General features: G+C 74.3%; 16 protein-coding genes. 4 read left to right on the plus strand and 12 right to left on the minus strand.

The window, feature by feature from the left end:
- Positions 1-13: 13 nt before the first annotated feature.
- From FZ103_RS17285 to FZ103_RS17320, 8 genes are all read right to left on the minus strand, one after another.
- A complete protein-coding gene (locus tag FZ103_RS17285; protein ID WP_186356444.1) occupies positions 14-1,543 on the minus strand; it encodes an NADH-quinone oxidoreductase subunit M in 1,530 nt (509 codons plus the stop codon).
- Between the two features lie 72 nt (positions 1,544-1,615).
- The gene (locus FZ103_RS17290) at positions 1,616-3,496 is read right to left on the minus strand and encodes a proton-conducting transporter membrane subunit (protein WP_156002530.1); all 1,881 of its coding nucleotides are present in this window, start codon (positions 3,494-3,496) and stop codon (positions 1,616-1,618) included.
- A 4-nt stretch (positions 3,497-3,500) separates the two neighbouring features.
- Positions 3,501-3,803, minus strand: a complete 303-nt coding sequence (locus FZ103_RS17295) for an NADH-quinone oxidoreductase subunit K (protein ID WP_156002531.1) — start codon at positions 3,801-3,803, stop codon at positions 3,501-3,503.
- Positions 3,803-4,366, minus strand: a complete 564-nt coding sequence (locus FZ103_RS17300; protein WP_156002532.1) for an NADH-quinone oxidoreductase subunit J — start codon at positions 4,364-4,366, stop codon at positions 3,803-3,805. Before FZ103_RS17300 ends, FZ103_RS17295 begins: the two co-directional genes overlap by 1 nt.
- Before the next feature lie 5 nt (positions 4,367-4,371).
- Positions 4,372-5,313: an NADH-quinone oxidoreductase subunit H gene (locus tag FZ103_RS17305; RefSeq protein WP_156002533.1), complete on the minus strand. Its 942-nt coding sequence runs from the start codon at positions 5,311-5,313 to the stop codon at positions 4,372-4,374.
- Positions 5,306-6,820, minus strand: a complete 1,515-nt coding sequence (locus FZ103_RS17310; protein WP_156002534.1) for a hypothetical protein — start codon at positions 6,818-6,820, stop codon at positions 5,306-5,308. The genes FZ103_RS17305 and FZ103_RS17310 overlap by 8 nt, the downstream gene beginning before the upstream one ends.
- Positions 6,811-7,161 (minus strand): NADH-quinone oxidoreductase subunit A, encoded by a 351-nt coding sequence (locus FZ103_RS17315; protein WP_186356446.1) that lies wholly within the window; start codon positions 7,159-7,161, stop codon positions 6,811-6,813. The genes FZ103_RS17310 and FZ103_RS17315 overlap by 10 nt, the downstream gene beginning before the upstream one ends.
- 535 nt (positions 7,162-7,696) lie before the next feature.
- Positions 7,697-8,155 carry a hypothetical protein gene (locus FZ103_RS17320; protein ID WP_222936778.1) on the minus strand — a complete coding sequence of 153 codons (459 nt, stop codon included), beginning with the start codon at positions 8,153-8,155 and terminating at the stop codon, positions 7,697-7,699.
- 158 nt (positions 8,156-8,313) lie between these two features.
- Between FZ103_RS17320 and FZ103_RS17325 the strand changes: the two genes are divergently transcribed.
- Together FZ103_RS17325 and FZ103_RS17330 are read left to right on the plus strand one after the other, a co-directional pair.
- Complete coding sequence (locus FZ103_RS17325) at positions 8,314-9,246, plus strand: polysaccharide pyruvyl transferase family protein (RefSeq protein WP_156002536.1); 933 nt, start codon at positions 8,314-8,316, stop codon at positions 9,244-9,246.
- 164 nt (positions 9,247-9,410) lie between these two features.
- On the plus strand, positions 9,411-10,436 hold the full coding sequence (locus tag FZ103_RS17330) for an SDR family oxidoreductase (protein ID WP_156002537.1): 1,026 nt from the start codon (positions 9,411-9,413) through the stop codon (positions 10,434-10,436).
- A gap of 218 nt (positions 10,437-10,654) precedes the next feature.
- Here FZ103_RS17330 and FZ103_RS17335 read toward each other — a convergent pair whose 3' ends face one another.
- Both FZ103_RS17335 and FZ103_RS17340 read right to left on the minus strand, forming a co-directional pair.
- Positions 10,655-11,506 (minus strand): nucleotidyl transferase AbiEii/AbiGii toxin family protein, encoded by an 852-nt coding sequence (locus FZ103_RS17335; RefSeq protein ID WP_156002538.1) that lies wholly within the window; start codon positions 11,504-11,506, stop codon positions 10,655-10,657.
- On the minus strand, positions 11,499-12,332 hold the full coding sequence (locus FZ103_RS17340; RefSeq protein WP_156002539.1) for a hypothetical protein: 834 nt from the start codon (positions 12,330-12,332) through the stop codon (positions 11,499-11,501). The genes FZ103_RS17335 and FZ103_RS17340 overlap by 8 nt, the downstream gene beginning before the upstream one ends.
- A gap of 307 nt (positions 12,333-12,639) precedes the next feature.
- On the opposite strand from FZ103_RS17340, the gene FZ103_RS17345 reads away from it, so the two are divergent.
- Both FZ103_RS17345 and FZ103_RS17350 read left to right on the plus strand, forming a co-directional pair.
- Positions 12,640-13,485 (plus strand): type IV toxin-antitoxin system AbiEi family antitoxin domain-containing protein, encoded by an 846-nt coding sequence (locus FZ103_RS17345; protein WP_156002540.1) that lies wholly within the window; start codon positions 12,640-12,642, stop codon positions 13,483-13,485.
- Positions 13,478-14,596 carry a nucleotidyl transferase AbiEii/AbiGii toxin family protein gene (locus FZ103_RS17350; protein WP_156002541.1) on the plus strand — a complete coding sequence of 373 codons (1,119 nt, stop codon included), beginning with the start codon at positions 13,478-13,480 and terminating at the stop codon, positions 14,594-14,596. The genes FZ103_RS17345 and FZ103_RS17350 overlap by 8 nt, the downstream gene beginning before the upstream one ends.
- On the opposite strand, the gene FZ103_RS17355 is transcribed toward FZ103_RS17350, so the two are convergent.
- Both FZ103_RS17355 and FZ103_RS17360 read right to left on the minus strand, forming a co-directional pair.
- Positions 14,560-15,636, minus strand: a complete 1,077-nt coding sequence (locus FZ103_RS17355) for a nucleotidyl transferase AbiEii/AbiGii toxin family protein (RefSeq protein WP_156002542.1) — start codon at positions 15,634-15,636, stop codon at positions 14,560-14,562. The genes FZ103_RS17350 and FZ103_RS17355 overlap by 37 nt on opposite strands.
- The gene (locus FZ103_RS17360; protein WP_156002543.1) at positions 15,633-16,481 is read right to left on the minus strand and encodes a type IV toxin-antitoxin system AbiEi family antitoxin domain-containing protein; all 849 of its coding nucleotides are present in this window, start codon (positions 16,479-16,481) and stop codon (positions 15,633-15,635) included. The genes FZ103_RS17355 and FZ103_RS17360 overlap by 4 nt, the downstream gene beginning before the upstream one ends.
- Positions 16,482-16,660: the final 179 nt, after the last annotated feature.

Below are 16,660 nucleotides of genomic sequence, written 5' to 3' on the forward strand. Positions count from 1 at the left end.
GCCGCTCCCCCGCTTACCGCAGCACCAGTTCGGCCACCGCGGCGGCCGCCGGCGCGACGACGTCGAGCAGGGTGCGCGGCAGCACCCCGATGAGCACGGACAGCACCAGCAGCGGTACGATCGCCGCGCTCTCCGCGGGGCGCAGATCCCCGAAGGCGGTACCCGGAGGCAGGCGCCGGCGGCCCAGCAGCAGCCGCTGCATCGCGCGCAGCAGCAGCGCGGCGGTGATGAGGATGCCGGGCAGCGCGAAGGCGGTGGGAATCGGGGCCAGACCCAGGCCGCCGGTGAACACCTGGAACTCGGCGATGAAGCCGGACAGTCCCGGCAGCCCCAGCGAACCGAACGCGGCCACCGCCAGCACGGCGGCGAAACGCGGGGCGGCCCCCGCCAGTCCGCTGTAGGCGCCCATGTCGTAGACCCCGCCGCGCGCGTGCAGGACCCCCGCGAGCAGGAACAGGGCACCGGTGAGCAGGCCGTGGCTGACCAGTTGCACCGCGGCCCCGCTGACGGCGAGTTGGGCCGCCTGCGGCGCGGTTCCCGCCGCCGCCGTGCCGGCGGCGCCCAGGCCCAGCACCACATAGCCCATGTGGTTGACCGAGGTGTAGGCGACCATGCGCTTGAAGTCGTGCTGGGCCAGGGCCACCAGCGCGCCGTAGAGGACCGAGGCGGCGCCGAGGGCGGCGATGCCCGGCGCCCACGCGCGCCAGGCATCCGGAAGGATCGGCAGTGCGATGCGCGCGAAGCCGTAGGCGCCCATCTTCAGCAGCACCCCCGCCAGGATCGCCGATCCGGCGGCGGGCGCGTCGGTGTGCGCGGGCGGCAGCCAGGTGTGGAACGGCGCGAGGGGCGTCTTCACCGCCAGACCGACGCCGATGGCCAGCAGCACGGCCCCGCCCGCGACCGCGCGGCCGTCCAACGGGGTCTGGCCCGCCAGCTCGACCATGTCGAAGGTGTGCGGGTCCGCGGCGAGGTAGAGGCCGATGAACCCCACCAGCAGTGCCAGCGAGCCGACGAAGGTGTAGAGGAAGAACCGCAGCGCCGAGCGCGCGGGGTCGCCGTGGCCCCATCCGGCGATGACGAAGTACATCAGCGCGATGGACAGGTCGAAGAAGACGAAGAACAGCAGCAGGTCCAAGGCGGCGAACAGGCCGGTCGAAACCGTCTGCAGCGCCAGGAACAGGGCCGCGTAGCCGCGCGGCCGCTCTTGGCGCGCCCGCAGCGAGTACACCGCGCAGGCCAGGAACAGCACGGCGGTCATCGCGATCAGCGGGAGGGAGAGCCCGTCGACGCCGATGTGGTAGCCGGAGCCGATGCTGGGGATCCACTCCAGGTCGGTCTCGTAGGCGAGCGGCCCGGCGAACCCGGGCGCGCCCTCACCCGAGCCGCGTCCGCCCGTGTAGCCGCTCCACAGCACGCCGACCAGCACCAACTCGACGCCTGCGGCGGCGACCCAGGTGGTCTGCACGGCCCGGGGGGTGAGCCGGGGCAGCGCGATCAGCACACCTGCGGCCAGCAGCGGTAGGAAGACGACGACGGAAAGCACGGATCACCTCGGCAGCATGTTCGCGGTCACGGCCGGAAACGGCCCGAAGGGGCGCGGGCGCCACACCATGGCTCACATCACCGCACTTGCGACGACGAAGACCAGCGCGGCCGCGGCGAGGACGGCGACCGCCTGGGCGTAGTACTGGTGGAGCAGCCCGGTCTGGGGGCGGCGCGCCTGCGCGCCCAGGTTCCGGACGCCGGCGGCGAGCGCCGTGACGGCCGCGTCGACCGCCGGTTCCACACGCCGGCCCAGCGCACCGGCCAGGAGCGGGACGCCGGCCGCGGCCCCCGTGACAGCGCGGTCCAGCACCCGGTCGTCGAAGGCCGCCAGGCCCCGTGCCGCCGCGAGCACCGGTACCGCGACGGCCGCCCGCGCCGCCCGCTCCAGGCCGAGCCACGCGCGCAGCGCGCGCACGCCCCGCCGCTCCGCCGCGGGAACGCCGCGCCGGGTGCCGGCCAGTGCCACAGCGCCGAGCACGGCCACCGCGATCAGCGCGGACAGGGCCATCTGCACGGGGCCGGGAGCGGGCGCGTTCGGGTGGCCGAGCATGACCGCCCACCAGTGGTGGACGCTCGGCAGCGCCAGCGCGCCCAGGACCGCCGCGGCGGCGGCGAGCCCGACCAGGGGCAGCCGCACGGCGGCGCCGACGCCCGGGGCCGCGGTGGAGGAGGCGGACGCCTCGTGCCGCGCCGAGGGCGCCGGGCGGCCCCACGCCGCTGCCAGCGCAACCCCCGCATACCCCGCGGCCAGCGCCGATGCGGCGAGCCCCGCGGTGTGCAGTCCGGGCAGGTGCGCGGCCGCCAGCACCAGGTCCTTGGCCGCCCACAGCGACAGCGGCGGGATGCCGCCGAGCGCGAGCGCGCCGATGGCGAAGCAGGCCCCCGCCACCGGGTGCCTGCGTGCGGCGCCGCGCAGCCGCCCGAGGTCCTGCGTGCCCAGCCGGACCAGCCAGACGCCGGCGACCAGGAACAGCAGGCTCTTGGCGGCGGCGTGCGCGGCGAACTGGGCGGCTCCGCCCGACACGCCGCCGACTCCGGCGGCGAGCACGACGAAACCGAGCTGGGCGCTGGTCGATGCGGCCAGCAGTTGCTTGAGGTCGCGTTGGGCGCAGGCCACCGCACCCATCACCAGGGCGGTCAGCGCGCCGAGGTAGGCGGCGGCGCCGGCGGCCCAGCCCGCCGCCGCGAGCGCCGGCTGGACGCGTAGCAGCAGGTACCCGCCGGCGGCCACCATCGTCGCCGAGTGCAGCAGCGCCGAGACGGGGCTGGGACCGTCCATCGCGCGCGAGAGCCAGAACGCGAAGGGAAGCTGGGCGGACTTGCCCGCGGCCGCGACCAGCAGCCCGCCGGCGGCCACGTGGTCCCAGGGTGCGCTCAGCCCGGCGAGCTCGCTCAGGTCCAGGTTGTGTGCGCCGCCGGCCAGCGCGGCTCCGGCGGCGGCGTACATACCCAGATCGGCGGTGCGGGTGGTGAGGAACGCGACGGCCGCCGAGGATCCGGTGCGCGGTTCGCGCCAGTGGAAGGCGATCAGGCCGTAGGAGACGGCCCCCATGACCTCCCAGGCCATGAGCAGGGTGAGCAGGTCGGTGGCCATGACGGTGGCGAGCATGGCCGCGGCGAAGACGAGCAGCAGCCCGTAGTAACGGGAGCGGCCGCCTTCGCCCTCGCGCTCGCCCCAGGAGAAGACGGCCACGGCGGCGAAGACGGCCGCCAGGGTGCAGACCCCGACCGCGGCCAGGCCGTCCACGGCCAGCCCGAACCCGATGCCGGGCAGTCCCGGCGCCGTCGCCGCCAGCCGGTGCAGGACCGCCGGCACCGCGACGGCGGCCAGGACGGCGGCGACCGCGACCGCGGCGGGCGCGGCGGCCCGTTCCGCCCGGTTCCCTCCCGTCAGCACCAGCGCGCCCGCGGCGGCGGGCAGGCCGACGAGGATCCAGATCAGCGCGTCCATCGGCTCAGCCCCGCAGATCGCCGGCGGAGTCGGTCACGTCCACGTCGCGGGCGCGGAAGATCGCGATCGCCGCCGCGAAGCCCATGGCCATCTCCACGGCCATGGCGAGCATCGCGACCAGCACGAGCACCTGCCCGTCGGGCAGCTGCGGCGAGGTGTGGAACCAGACGGCCGCGGCGGCGACCATGACCGCGTTGATCATCAGCTCCAGGCCCATCATGACCATGACGACGGACTGCTGGCTCAGCGCACCGTAGAGGCCGACGGCCAGCAGCGCGGCGGCCAGCAGCAGAAACGCTTCGAGCATCACCGGCCCACACCCCCGCGGATCGGATCGTCGGGCCGGCCGCGCAGGTCGTCGCCGTAGCGGTCGTAGCGGCCGCGGCCGGTGGCCAGCACCACCCCGGCGACCATGGTCGCGAACAGGACCAGGCCGGCGACCATCATCACCATCATGTGCCCGCCCATGATCGCCTTGCCGAGCTGCAGCGTGGGATCGGCGGGCGGCGGCGGGGCGGGCTCGCGCGGCCAGGGGACCAGCAGCGCGCCCGCGGCCAGGACGCAGAAGACCGCGCCGGAGATCGCCAGGGCGCCCTTGTTGTTGTGCACCATGGTCATCGGCATGAGCCCGGCCGGGTTCATCATGAACATGATCATGAAGACGGCCATCACCACCATCTCCATGGTCATCATCAGCACGATCAGCACGCCGAGGTAGGCCAGGTCCAGCAGCAGCACCGGCACGGCGGTGAAGACGAAGGACGCCAGCAGCGCGAAGGTCGCCCGCGCCATGGAGTCCACCCGGAACACCGCGACGGCGGCGGCGACCGCGGCCAGCGCGCAGACGACGAAGACGGCCCACTCTGCCATGGCGATCACATCCAGCCGGCGACGACGAACACGGACACCGCCAGCGCCTGCAGCAGCACCAGCGGGAGGAGCACCACCCAGCCCACCTCGGCGAAGCGGTCCATGCGCACCGCCGGCAGCCGGCTTCCGGCCCACACCAGCAGCGCGAGGACCGCGGCGGCCTTGACCGCGGACCACAGCCAGCCGGGCAGCAGGGGGCCGGAGCCCCCGCCGAGGAACAGCGGCACGGCCATCGCCGCGGCGGCGGCCAGCATCAGGTGGCGCCCGGCCAGCAGCACCAGCCGGTCGGCTCCGGTCGGCTCGGCGGCGGCTCCGCCGGCGATGTCGGCGCCCAGCGGCTGGTCGAAGGGCGGCCAGAAGGACATCGCCAGCGTCGAGACCAGGTAGACGGCGAAGGCGACGGGCATCACGAGGGCGAACCACAGCCCCTGCTGGGCGGCGGCGATCTCGCCGACCCGCAGTGATCCGGCGCCCAGCGCCGCGGTGGTCAGGGCGAACATGTGCGGCAGCTCGTAGGAGAGGCCCTGGATGAGGAACCGGTATCCCCCGACCAGCCCCCAGACCGAGTTCGCGCCCCAGCCGGCCGTCCACACCCCGGCCCACAGCAGGACCTCCATGGCGTTGAACCACACGACGCCGATGGACAGGTCGGTGACCGACCGCCCGCCCAGGGGCACGACCAGTGCGGCCATCACCGCCGCCACGGGCACCGTGGCGACGCCCAGGCGCCGCAGCAGGGTGTCGGCCCCGGGGACCGTGCGCGGGCGGCGCAGCAGCAGCCCGGCGGCCTCGCGCGCCGGTGCGGTCAGCGCCGCGGCCGCCGGGGCGCCGGAAGCGCGGGCCGCCAGAACCGCGGATCCGGCCGCCGCGGCGTAGGCCAGCGCGGCCAGGAGCATCGGGGCGGCGAGCAGGCCCCACCAGTGCACGTAGTCGGCGGAGTCAGTCATGAGCGGCCTCGGGCAGGTAGGCGGCGAGGGCCTCCACGTCGGGGTCGAACGAGGCGACGATGAGCCGTACGGCGGCCAGGTCCTGCCCGACGAGCATGCCGGGCAGCACCGCCAATGCGGCCCGCGCGCATTCGGCGCGCTCCCGGCCCAGGCGCGGCAGGGGCCCGGCGGGCGCGGGGGTGCCGTCGGCGGTCTCGGGCAGCAGCACGGCGGCGATCTCGTCGAGCCACCGGGAGACGCGCGCCGCCACGTCGCCGCGCAGGCGCTCGGGCGGGCCGGCGGACGGGTCGTGCGGGAGGCCGGCCGGCGCCGGTCCGAGGCCGCGCAGCGACCACCAGAGCAGCCGCGACCCGCGCACCCGCCGCAGCCAGCGGGTGAACCGCGGCCGCCCGGCCGCCGGGGCGGCGGGCACGAGCAGTGTGTCGCGCAGCAGGCGCCCGGTCCCTGCGGCGGCCGGCCAGCCGGCGACGTCGAGGAACCGCTGGAGCGAGTCGGCGGCCGCGGCCGCGCGGAACCGCAGGGCGGCGGGGCCGGGGACCTCGTGGGCGTCGTCGTCCCAGTACACGGCGACGTCTTCGGGCGCGAGCGGCAGCGTGGAGACGTCGGCCTCCTGGACCACGTCGCCCTGCACGGTCAGCGCCGCGGTCAGTCCGCAGGGCCAGTCCGCCTGCACGGGGCCGATGGCGATGTGGAGCCGGTCCAGCCGCAGGCCGTCGCGGTCGTCCCCGCGGTCGGTCATCGTCATCCCGCCGGGAAGCTCCATGCCGCCGTGGTCGTGGCCGCCGTGGCCGCCCTCGTCCTGGCCGCCGCCCTCGTGGTCGTCGTGACCGCCGCCTTGGTGGCCGTCCTCGTGGTCGTCGTGGCCGGCGCCCTGGTGGCCGTCGTTGCCGCCGCCTTCCCGGCCGCCCTCGTGGTCGTGGTGGCCGGCGCCCTGGTGGCCGTCATGGCCCAAGCCGCCGTCGCCGTGCGAGCGTTCGCCGCCGTCCTCGCCGCTGCCGCCGGCACCGCCCCGGTCGGACTCCCCCTGTGAGCCGCGCGGGCCCTGCCCGCCGCGCCGCTCGTGCTCGTCCGGACCGTCCTGAGCGTCCTGTTCATCCTGCCCGTCCTGCTCTTCCTGCCCGTCCTGCTCTTCCTGCGCGTGGTCCTCGCCGCCGGCGGCCGCGGGTCGGGTCTGCGCCGACCGGCGCTGGGCGGGCAGGTCCAGCAGCACGGAGCGCGCTTCGTCGATGCGGGCGGCGGCCTCCTCGGCCGAGCGGACCCGGACGCGTGCACGCGGCTCGCCGAACTGGTCCCAGACGCGCTCCGCCGCCTCGTCGACGCCCGATCCCTCGGGCCCGCACACCACCAGGGTGTCGGCCTCGCCAGGGCTCAGCGCGCGGCGCAGGCCGCGTTCGCGCAGCACCCGCTCCACGGCCAGGCGCGAGCCGGTACCGCCCACCGCCGCCACCACCAGCGGCCTGGGCGGCGACACCCGCGCCAGCCACCGCGCGACGCCCGTCAGGTCCACCGGAAGGCCCCCTCCCGCCATGCGTAGACGACGGCGACCAGCAGCACGGCCAGGAAGCCGAACATCTCGGCGACGGCGTGCACCCCCTTCTCCGCGACGACGAGCACCCACGGGTACATGAAGACCATCTCCATGTCGAAGGCGAGGAAGAGCAGCGTCACCGCGTACCAGCGCACGTGGAAGCGGGAGACCGGGTGCTCGGTGACGGGCACGCCGGCCATGTAGGGCTCGCGCGACAGCGGTCCGCCCCCGATCCGTACCGCGGCGGCGGCCCCGTAGACGCCGAGCACACCGGCCGCGGCGATCGCGAACAACGCGAGCGCGGGCCAGAAGGAGTCCACCGGGCGCACCTCCCGTCGGTTCGGCGGTCCGTCTCGACACACGCGGCCGGGGGGCCGGCCGCTCCCGTGCGCCAGTCGCCGCTAACCGCGTTCGGCCCCGTTTATCCCCCCGACCGCGGCCGGCTGCGTCCTGATTATGAACGGCCGGGGCGCCGCTTCCCAGGAACCCACCGGGTACCCCCCGGGGCGGGTACCACCGAGGCTGCGGCAATGGGCGCGGTTCGCGAAGCGTGTCTGGCAGCTTGCCGCCGAGCGGCGGTGCAGGTTTCGCTGGGGCCGGTCACCGGCTGTGGGCTCCGACTGAAGGGCGCGGCGTGCGCTCGGCGGCAAGCTGGCGCACAGCGCTACGCGCATCACAGCCCCATTGCCGCAGCAGACCCCCTCGCCAACCGTGGGCGCAGAATGTGGGCCAAACCCCCTCGCCAACCGTGGGCGCAGAATGTGGGCCAAACCCCCTCGCCAACCGTGGGCGCAGAGCGTGGGCCAAACCCCCTCGCCAACCGTGGGGTTTCGGCCGGGCCGGTATGTCCCGGGCTCACTCCAGATCGCGGTGCTCCTCGATGCGCCGGGCGAGGCTCATCTCGACCGCCGCGACCAGCAGGTACACCAGCGAGGCGGCGAAGCCGCCCACCACCCAGCCCGCGGTCGGGGGGATCACCAGCGCGACGAGCGCCGCGGCGCCCACCGCGGAGAGGATCGAGCCGAAGTTCAGCGAACTGCCGAGGGCGATGACCTTCGTGGCCTCGTCCTCCCGCAGCGACCTGCGGTACATCCGCGTCGCGAGGGCCTCGACGGCCGCGAAGCTCAAGGCGGCGCCCAGCATGAAGAGGAACACCTGGCCGGCGCCCGGGCTGCCGTTGATCGCCGTCAGTACCGCCAGCGCTCCCGTGATCATCACCGAGTACCCGTAGGCCCCGGAGTTGTTGCGCAGCGCCAATCGCAGTTCGCGCAGCAGCAGGACGCTGTTGTCGTCGGACTTCCGCTGTGCGGCCACCGTGTCCCTCCCCCTGGGTCCCCGCCTGCCGTGGATCCGGCCAGCCTAGAAGAGACGCCCCCGCAGGCACCGCATTCGGACGCCCGGCCGCGGCCCGCGCCCCGGAGCGGTCGCAACCGGCACATCTACCTTGCCGCCGCGTGGGTAGCAGGGCGGCCATGCGAGCACTGGTTACAGGCTGGTTCGGTTTCCTGCACGGCGAGGCGACCGCCGGCGACGTGGGCGCGGCGGCCACCGTCAGCGCCGCCCTGGACGAGGCGGGCGTGCCCCACGACATCGGCCGCAGCCCCAACACCCGCATCGACGGCCCGGTCCTGGACGACCTGGACCCCGAGGACTACGACCGACTGATCTTCGTCTGCGGACCGGCCCACGGGTGGCAGGTGCGCGAGCTGCACACGCGCTTCGCGCACTGCCACCGGACCGCGGTGGGGGTCTCGGTCGTCGACCCGGCCGACGACGCGGTGCGCGGCTTCCACACCGTGATCGCGCGCGACGGTCCTGTTCCCGCCCCGCGGCCCGACCTGGCGGCCGCGGCACCCCTGGGCCCGGCGGTGCCAGTGGTCGGCGTGGCCCGGGCGCCCGACCAGCCCGAGTACGGCGGCCGGCGGGACCACGACCTCCTGCACGGCGAGCTCGAACGCTGGCTGACGGCCAAGGACTGCGCCCGGGTGCCGCTGGACACCCGGCTGGACGTCGCCGAATGGGGGCACTGCGCCACCTACCCCCAGTTCGACGCCCTGGTCCGCCGCGTGGACCTGGTCGTCACGACCCGGCTGCACGGCCTGGTCCTGGCGCTGCGCAACGGCGTGCCCGCCATCGCCGTCGATCCCGTCGCCGGAGGCGCCAAGGTGAGTGCGCAGGCGCGGGCCCTGGGATGGCCTGCGGTGGCGGTGCGCGACGCGGACGGCGATACCGCCGCGTTCCGCGACCGGCTGGACGCACTGTGGGACTGGTGCCGCTCCCCGGCCGCCCGGGCCCGGACGGGGTGGGCGGCGGCGACCGCGCGCGAGCGCGCGCCGCTGATCGACGACCTGCTCGCGTCCCTGCCCCGCAGCGGCACGCTGTCGGAGTCGCTGCAGGGCGTGTGACCGCCCGGCGCGCCTTCCGGCATAGCCGGCCGCGCGCCGGGTAGCGGCCGCAGGCAGCAGGCGCCGCGGCGCACGGCGGGCGCGCCTGGGCGGGGCCGGCGCACGCCCGCCGCGGTCGGCGGCGGCCCGAGAGGACCGCGACGACGAGCGAGGGGTAGACGGCGATGGCTGAGCGATCCAGGGTCGTGGTGATCACCGGGGCGAGCGGCGGCGTCGGCCGCGCGACCGCCCGGGAGTTCGCTGCGCGCGGCGACCGGGTGGCGCTGCTGGCCCGCGGCGAGGAGGGACTCGCCGGCGCCGCCGAGGACGTCCGCCAAGCGGGCGGCACCCCGTTGGAGATCCCCGTCGACGTGGCCGACTTCCAGGCCGTGGACGCCGCGGCCGAGCGCGTCGAGAACGAGCTCGGCCCGATCGACGTGTGGGTCAACGACGCCTTCACCGGCGTGTTCGCTCCCGTCAGCGAGATCGGGCCCGAGGAGTTCCGCCGCGTGACCGAGGTGACCTACCTGGGCTATGTGTACGGCACCAAGGCCGCGCTGGCGCGGATGCTGCCCCGCGACCGCGGCGCGATCGTCCAGGTCGGGTCGGCGCTGGCCTACCGCGGCATCCCGCTGCAGTCGGCCTACTGCGCCGCCAAGCACGCGATCCTGGGGTTCCACGAGTCGCTGCGCACCGAACTGCTGCACGACGGGGCCGGGGTGGCGACCACGATGGTGCAGCTGCCCGCGGTCAACACCCCGCAGTTCGAGTGGGTGCGCTCGCGGCTGCCCCGGCACGCCCAGCCGGTGCCGCCGATCTACCAGCCGGAGGTCGCCGCGCGCGCCATCGTCCGCGCCGCCGACCGTCCGCGGCCGCGCGAGTACTGGGTCGGCGGGGGCGCGGTGCAGACGATCCTGGGCAACCGACTCGCTCCGGGCGTGCTCGACCGCATGCTCGCCCGCTCGGGATACGCCTCGCAGCAGGTCGACAAGCCCTACCCCAGGGGCCGGATGGACAACCTGTGGGAGCCCGCCGACAAGTCCGGGGAGCACGACTTCGGGGCGCATGGCTCCTTCGACGAACGCGGCCGGGCGGTGAGCGTCCAGCAATGGGCCTCGCGGCGCAGCGGCCGCCTCACCGCGGCGGCGATCACCACCGGCGCCGCCGCAGCCACCGCGACCTGGCGCCTGCTGCGCAGGAGGCGGGGGTAGGGCCGCGCCCGCGGGGCCGCTGCGGGCACCGGGCCGTGCGGCACGGCGCGCCGATCAAGGGGAGGGCGGCACCGATCATCTGCTTCGGCCGGGGTTGCGGCCCTCGGTCGGGCCGTCGGTGCGATTGGCGGCCGAGCGGGGCGAGGGCCGCACAACCGCATCGGCCCGCGACCCCGACCCCCTCCCCGGAACCGCCCCATGCGGATGGTCCAACGCCGTCATATCCGCCCCCACCCGCTGCGCCGCACCCGCGCCAGACCGCTCCCCCGCACGCGCCACCCACCGCCCGCGCCGCGGATCCCAATCGGCCTGCGGCGCCTCCGCCCCCAGCAGCGGATCCAAAAACCGCTGCGCAGCCGGAACAGCCGTCTCCAACGACTTGTAAGCCAACCCCGGAGGGCGTGGGTCTCGGGGCCCTCCCAGGGCACGCGGTCGGCGATGAAGAGCAGGTCCACCAGGTCCTGAGGCCGGACGGAAGGGCCGCCCTGCCAGAACCGGCTGAAGATGCCCGACACCTTGTGGCCGAGCGTGTCGGCGAGGGAGATCATCCGCAGCTTGGGGTTCTCCCGCGGGTGACCCGAGGCGTGGATGTGCCGGGGGAAGTCCGCGATCTCCGGCGGCCTGCGCAGCGGGCGCCCTTCTGGAAGGAGTGTGTCGGTGTCGATGTTCATCAGCTCGATGTCGCCGCAGAACACGGTGTGGCCGATGCGCGCCCATCCGTAGGGCTCGTAGGCCTCGGTGTCGTGAGGGACGAAGCGGAGGTGGTCGCCGTAATCGCGTTCCATCGCGCTGTTGTAGTCGGCCACGTTCTGCGCGACCGAGCCGGCCGATGTGCGGACGAGGTCGACATCGGCGGTCGAGCGCGCGTCGGGCCAGCGCGCCAGAGCGGTCTGCCCGCCCTTGATCATCCACGTGTCCGGTTGGGCGTCGAAGAGGCGGACCATGACCCGCTGGAGCACCCATTGCTGCATTTCCGCCTCGTGCGTGGTGCCCCGCTGGCGGGCGTGCTCCCGGACCCGGTCGTTGAGCTCCCGCCAGAAGGGGGCGAAGGAGCCGCCGCCGTCAGCCATCCGCTTCCGCCCTTCCGACGATCTGCGCGGCGACCTGCCGCGCGAAGCCCGGGTCGCGGACCAGCACCGCCTCAACGGCGCCGTTGCGGGCGCGGGTCAGCCCGCGTCTGACCTCCTCGACCCGGTCGGGCCGGCGAAGCGACGCGTATCCGCGACGGTTGCGCGGCGGCAGCGCCGAGGCGGGCAGTCCGCCGAGGAGGTGCTCCGCGAACGAGGGACCGTCCGGAGGCAGGTCGTAGAGCGCGGCGTCGGGGGCCAGATCGGCGTAGAGGGTGCCCAGGTCGACAAGGTCCCGGCGCGCCGCGTCGGCCACGACCCGGCCCACCTCCTCAGCGGCCGTTCGGCTGCGCACGAGGTCGACGATGGTGCGGTGCGGCGCGGTGACCGGGATGCCGTCGCTGATGACGACGTCCTCGGGGCCGAGTGCGGCCCGATGCACCGCCACGGCGCGCGGTGTCTCCAGATCCGCGTCGCCCGGTGCGGTGAACGAGAGGGTCGCACCGGCCATCGCCCCCAGGCCGAGGAAGCGGGCCGCGGAGTGGTGCGAGAGGACGGCGTCGTCGTGCGCCGCGGAGGGCCGCTCCCAGGCGAAGTCGCCCGGTCGCAACGCGAGCCAGGCGGCCCGCATCGAGGCTCGCTGGAACGAGAGCGGGGAGACCGCGAGCTGGTACACGGACCAGTCGTGCTCCCATATCAGGCCGGCGTCGGCGAGGCGGCCGAGATCGGCCGGGCCTGCCCCCGCCCGCTCCGCCTGCGCCGCGGTGAGGAGCCCTTGCTGAGCGCCCGCCGCCACCGAAACGTGGTAAAAGGATTCTGCCCAGGTCACCGCCACACCCTAATCGCCGGAACGCGGAATCGCGGAAGCACCCGGATGATTGCCGGAGCATAGGCCGGCGGGCGCGCCGCCCCCGCTGGGACGCGAACCTCCGCTGTGCCGCCCGGTGAATGCGGGGGCACCCGACCGCGAACGGAGTGAAGGCTATCTGCCGCTTACGCGAGAACATGAGAATGGAACGACCCGCCTCACCTATTCGTATTTCCGGATTGTGTGAATATTATCCATGCCGAGAAATCAGTGGGCAGCGGCCGCTGAATCGGCGTGACACCCCTTCGCGACGAGGAAGTCATCCCTGATGAACCCGCAAGTATCGATGTCCGCGTTCAAGGCGCTCTCGGAGGCCGCCGCGCGGCAGAGCGGCCTGGTCACCGCCGGCCAGGCTCGGCGCATCGGGATAAGCTCCGCGGAACGCGACGCCCTGGTCGACGCCGGCCTGCTGATCCGCCCGGGCTGGTCCGTCTACCAGGTCGTCGGCACCGAGTCCGCGCCCTGGTACATGTACAAGTACGCGGCGTGGCTGGCTCTGGACGAGGACGCCTTCGCCTGGGAGCGGCCCTCGGCTCCGGGCGAGGACGCCGTCGTCTCCCACGAGACCGCCTGCGAGGCGCTCGGTATCACCGGCCCCGCTTCGCGGGAGCTGGTGTTCACCGCGCCGGACCCGCGGAGCGCCCCGCCGGGAGTGCGCGTGCGCAGGGCCGTGCTCGGCGCCGACGAGATCCAGGTGGTCGGGCGGTTGCCGGTGACCACCCCCCACCGCACGCTGGTCGACCTGGTCCGGGACTGGAACGACGCGGACGACCTGCGCCGCGCCTTCTCCGACGCGGTCCGCAAGGACCTCGTCGACCTCCTCCGCCTGCACCTCGACCTGGTGCCGCTGGCCGACGAGTACGGCTTCCCGGCAGAGGGCGGGCGGTTCGTGGACTACTTCCTCACCCGCGTCGGGATCGCCTCGCTCCCGCTCCGCAATCTGGTCGGCTACGTCGAGCTCAAGTGGCCGCAACGGGTCGCGGCGGTGCGGACGGCGCTGACGGAGGGGCTGCGGGAAGCGGGCGATCCCGGCGGCGCCCTCCTCGCCGAGGACGAGGCGTTCGGCCGCGAGATCGCGGCGCAGGTGGTCGGGCGGGCCGCGGCCGATGAGTGACGCGTTCGATCCGGCGGAGGAGTTCTGGCGGGCGCTGCAGGACAGCGCACGGGACGCGGCCGAGGCCAACGGCACATCGCCGTCGGAGGAGATCACCGACCACGTCTACAACCGGCTGATCGCGCGCGTCTTCACCGCCGGGGCCGACGGCTGGATGACCGACGGCGGCCGCTCCCTGGTCCTCCGCTATCCCGGATCCCGGACTACGACGGACCTCGACGTATCCTCCACCGCGGAGGGCGGCAGGGACCGGGTGGTCGCCGACTTCCTCCGAGCAGCGAGCACCGACCTCGGCGACTTCGTGCGGTTCGAGGTCGCCTCGACCGAGACGTTCACGACTCCGCCGGGGGCGCAGGTGGACTTCGCCGTCACCTGCGGAGGCAAACCGGTCGACGGCATCAGCGTCGACATCGTCCTCTCCCCTCCGCTTTCCGGCGCTCCCGATACGCGACCGCTGCCTCCGCCGCTGGTCAGCGTCGGTACCGCGGTACGGGACCCCGGGGTTCGGGTGCGTCCCCTGCTGGACCAGATGGCCAACAAGATCGGCGGACTGTTCATCCACTGGGACGGTCTGCCCCCGACCCGGGCCAAGGACTTGGCGGACATCCTCCTCATGGCCGCCAACGAGGACTTCTCCGGCCGCGAGCTGCACCGGGCCACGCACACGGAGTTCGCCCGCATCAGAGAGCGCGGGAACATCCTGCACGTCCCGCCGCGGTTCGAGGTCCCCGACGCATCGTGGGAGCAGCGCTACGCCAAGGCGGTCTCACGCGTTCCGGGCTGCCCCCAGCGGACGCTGGACGAAGCGCTTCCGGTGGCGCGGGCCTTGCTCGATCCGCTGCTGCGGGCGGATCCGCCCGATGCCGACTGGGACCACCGGCGCGGCCGGTGGGTCGGCCCGGCGGAGGACGCCACACGCGCGGCCCCGAGGGCGCAATGGCGCTCGGGCGCCGACGTGGTCGCCCTGGACACGCCCTCACCAGGGCTCCCCCGTCCCGCCTCCCCCCGTCCCGAAGGGCTTCCCGAAGCGGCGGAGCGGCACCGCCCGCCCCGCCGGCCCCAGGATCCGCCGCGTCAGCCGGGCGACCCGCCGCGTCGGCCCCGCCGCTGAGCGGAGCCGAGGCCCTCGGTCGGGCCGTCGGTGCGATTGGCGGCCGAGCGGGGCGAGGGCCGCACAACCGCATCGGCCCGCGACCCCGACCCCCTCCCCGGAACCGCCCCATGCGGATGGTCCAACGCCGTCATATCCGCCCCCACCCGCTGCGCCGCACCCGCGCCAGACCGCTCCCCCGCACGCGCCACCCACCGCCCGCGCCGCGGATCCCAATCGGCCTGCGGCGCCTCCGCCCCCAGCAGCGGATCCAAAAACCGCTGCGCAGCCGGAACAGCCGTCTCCAACGACTTGTAAGCCAACCCCGGATGCTCCGGCATCCGCAACCGACCGTACTCGGCGCGCTGGTAGGCGACCTCCTCTTGCAGGATGGCGTGCATGTCCGGCCCGTCCAGGTGCAGCCGATCGGCGAGGAACAGGGTGTCGACCATGTCCTGCACGCGAAACGGCGGAGCGCCGTCCCGGGACATCATGTGCATCCCGGTGATCTTGTGCAGCAGCACGTCCCGCGGGTCCAGCATGCGCAGGGTCGGGTTCTCCCGCGCGTCGCCCGACGCGTGGATGTGCTCGGGGAAGGGGACGTTCTTCAGCGGCTTCCACCGCGGACGGCGATCGGGTAGCGCCGCGTCGGTCTGCACCTCCATCAGTGGCCTGTCGCCGAGGTAGGCGGTGTGCAGCAACCGCGCTGCCCTGCCGGTGTCCATGATGCTGTTGTCGATCTCGCCGGGCACGAAGCGCAGGTGGTCGCCGTAGTCCTGCTCCAGCGCGGTGTTGTAGCGCTCGGCCATGACCGCGGCGGGGACCTCGTCGGTGGCGGAGAGGTCCACGTCGCCGGTCGCGCGGGCGTCGGGCCAGTGCGCCAGCTGGATCTGGCCGCCTTTGACGGTCCAGGCATCGGGCTGGGTGTCGAAGAGGCGGACCATGACGCGCTGGAGCACCCACTGCCGCAGTTCGTCCTGCGGCGAGGTGCCGCGGGTCCGCGCGTGCTCGCGCACCCGCTCGTTCAGGTCGCGCCAGAATGAGGAAAAGGTGTCGGTCATCGGCGGTCACTCCGAGCGGTGATCTCCGCGGCGATGCCGCGGACGAGGTCGGGATCGCGGGCGAGCACCGCGGCGTCGGAGTCCGCCGCGCGCTCGGCGGCCGCCGCTCGCAGCAGGTCCTCCACTTCGGCCACCCGGGAGGGGAAACGGAGCCGTGCCAGTCCGCGCGCGTTTCGCTGCGAGAGCGAGGAAAGGGGCACGGAGTCGGCGGCCTCGCCCAGGAAGTGGTCGACGAAGGCTGCTCCGTCGGCGGCGAAGCCGAACCGCTCCGCCAGTGGGGCGAGATCGGTGTGCAGGGCCCCGATGTCCACCAGGTCGCCTCGGAGCGCGGCGAGCAGCACGCCGCCGACCTCGTCGTGGGCGGTCCCACCGCGGATCAGGTCGAGGACGGTGCGGTGGGCGGTGGTGACCGGAACCCCCGATTCGCGGGTGACTTCGTCGGGGGCGAGGGGCGCGGCGCGCACCGTGGTGCCCGCCGGCGCCGCCCGCTCCTCGGGTGCGGTGAAGACCAGGCCCGCTTGCGATGGGGCCCCCAGGCGCAGCAGCCGCGCCGCCGAGTGGTGGGAGAGCACGGCGTCCTCGTGCGGTGCCGCGGGGCGCTCCCAGGCGAAGCGGTCCGGGGAGAGAGCCAGCCAGGCGGCATAGGGGTGAGCGGCGATCGGGTCGGGCTGGCCGGCCGACAGTTGGAAGACCGCTGTGTCGATTTCGAGGACCAGCCCGGATTCACCGAAGCGGTCGAGGGCGGCTGCGGGCACGCCCACCCGAGCCGCCTGGGCGGCCGTGACGAAACCGAGCTGACGCGCAGCTACGGCGGTCAACTCATAGTAGGACGTTTCCCAATTCATTTCTCCAGAATAATGGTGGCGGCTGGGCGGCCGGAAGCGGTGGGCTCGTGATACCGCATACTCGCATTCGCTGACTTCCGGTCGGCGGGCGGACCGCCGGCGGGAACCCTGAGAACACTTTCACACGAGAATCCGACCCACCTTTTCACGTTCGGCGACATGGGCCGCACTCGCCGATT

The organism is Streptomonospora sp. PA3 (assembly GCF_009728995.1).
In the GTDB taxonomy this organism is placed as follows: Bacteria; Actinomycetota; Actinomycetes; order Streptosporangiales; family Streptosporangiaceae; genus Streptomonospora.

What these genes read in the sequence shown, in the direction of transcription:
- FZ103_RS17290 (WP_156002530.1), bottom strand. Translation starts at nt 3,496, where the DNA reads ATGGACGCGCTGATCTGGATCCTCGTCGGCCTGCCCGCCGCCGCGGGC.
- FZ103_RS17295 (WP_156002531.1), bottom strand. Translation starts at nt 3,803, where the DNA reads ATGCTCGAAGCGTTTCTGCTGCTGGCCGCCGCGCTGCTGGCCGTCGGC.
- FZ103_RS17300 (WP_156002532.1), bottom strand. Translation starts at nt 4,366, where the DNA reads ATGGCAGAGTGGGCCGTCTTCGTCGTCTGCGCGCTGGCCGCGGTCGCC.
- FZ103_RS17305 (WP_156002533.1), bottom strand. Translation starts at nt 5,313, where the DNA reads ATGACTGACTCCGCCGACTACGTGCACTGGTGGGGCCTGCTCGCCGCC.
- FZ103_RS17325 (WP_156002536.1), top strand. Translation starts at nt 8,314, where the DNA reads ATGCGAGCACTGGTTACAGGCTGGTTCGGTTTCCTGCACGGCGAGGCG.
- FZ103_RS17330 (WP_156002537.1), top strand. Translation starts at nt 9,411, where the DNA reads ATGGCTGAGCGATCCAGGGTCGTGGTGATCACCGGGGCGAGCGGCGGC.
- FZ103_RS17335 (WP_156002538.1), bottom strand. Translation starts at nt 11,506, where the DNA reads ATGGCTGACGGCGGCGGCTCCTTCGCCCCCTTCTGGCGGGAGCTCAAC.
- FZ103_RS17345 (WP_156002540.1), top strand. Translation starts at nt 12,640, where the DNA reads ATGAACCCGCAAGTATCGATGTCCGCGTTCAAGGCGCTCTCGGAGGCC.
- FZ103_RS17350 (WP_156002541.1), top strand. Translation starts at nt 13,478, where the DNA reads ATGAGTGACGCGTTCGATCCGGCGGAGGAGTTCTGGCGGGCGCTGCAG.
- FZ103_RS17355 (WP_156002542.1), bottom strand. Translation starts at nt 15,636, where the DNA reads ATGACCGACACCTTTTCCTCATTCTGGCGCGACCTGAACGAGCGGGTG.
- FZ103_RS17360 (WP_156002543.1), bottom strand. Translation starts at nt 16,481, where the DNA reads ATGAATTGGGAAACGTCCTACTATGAGTTGACCGCCGTAGCTGCGCGT.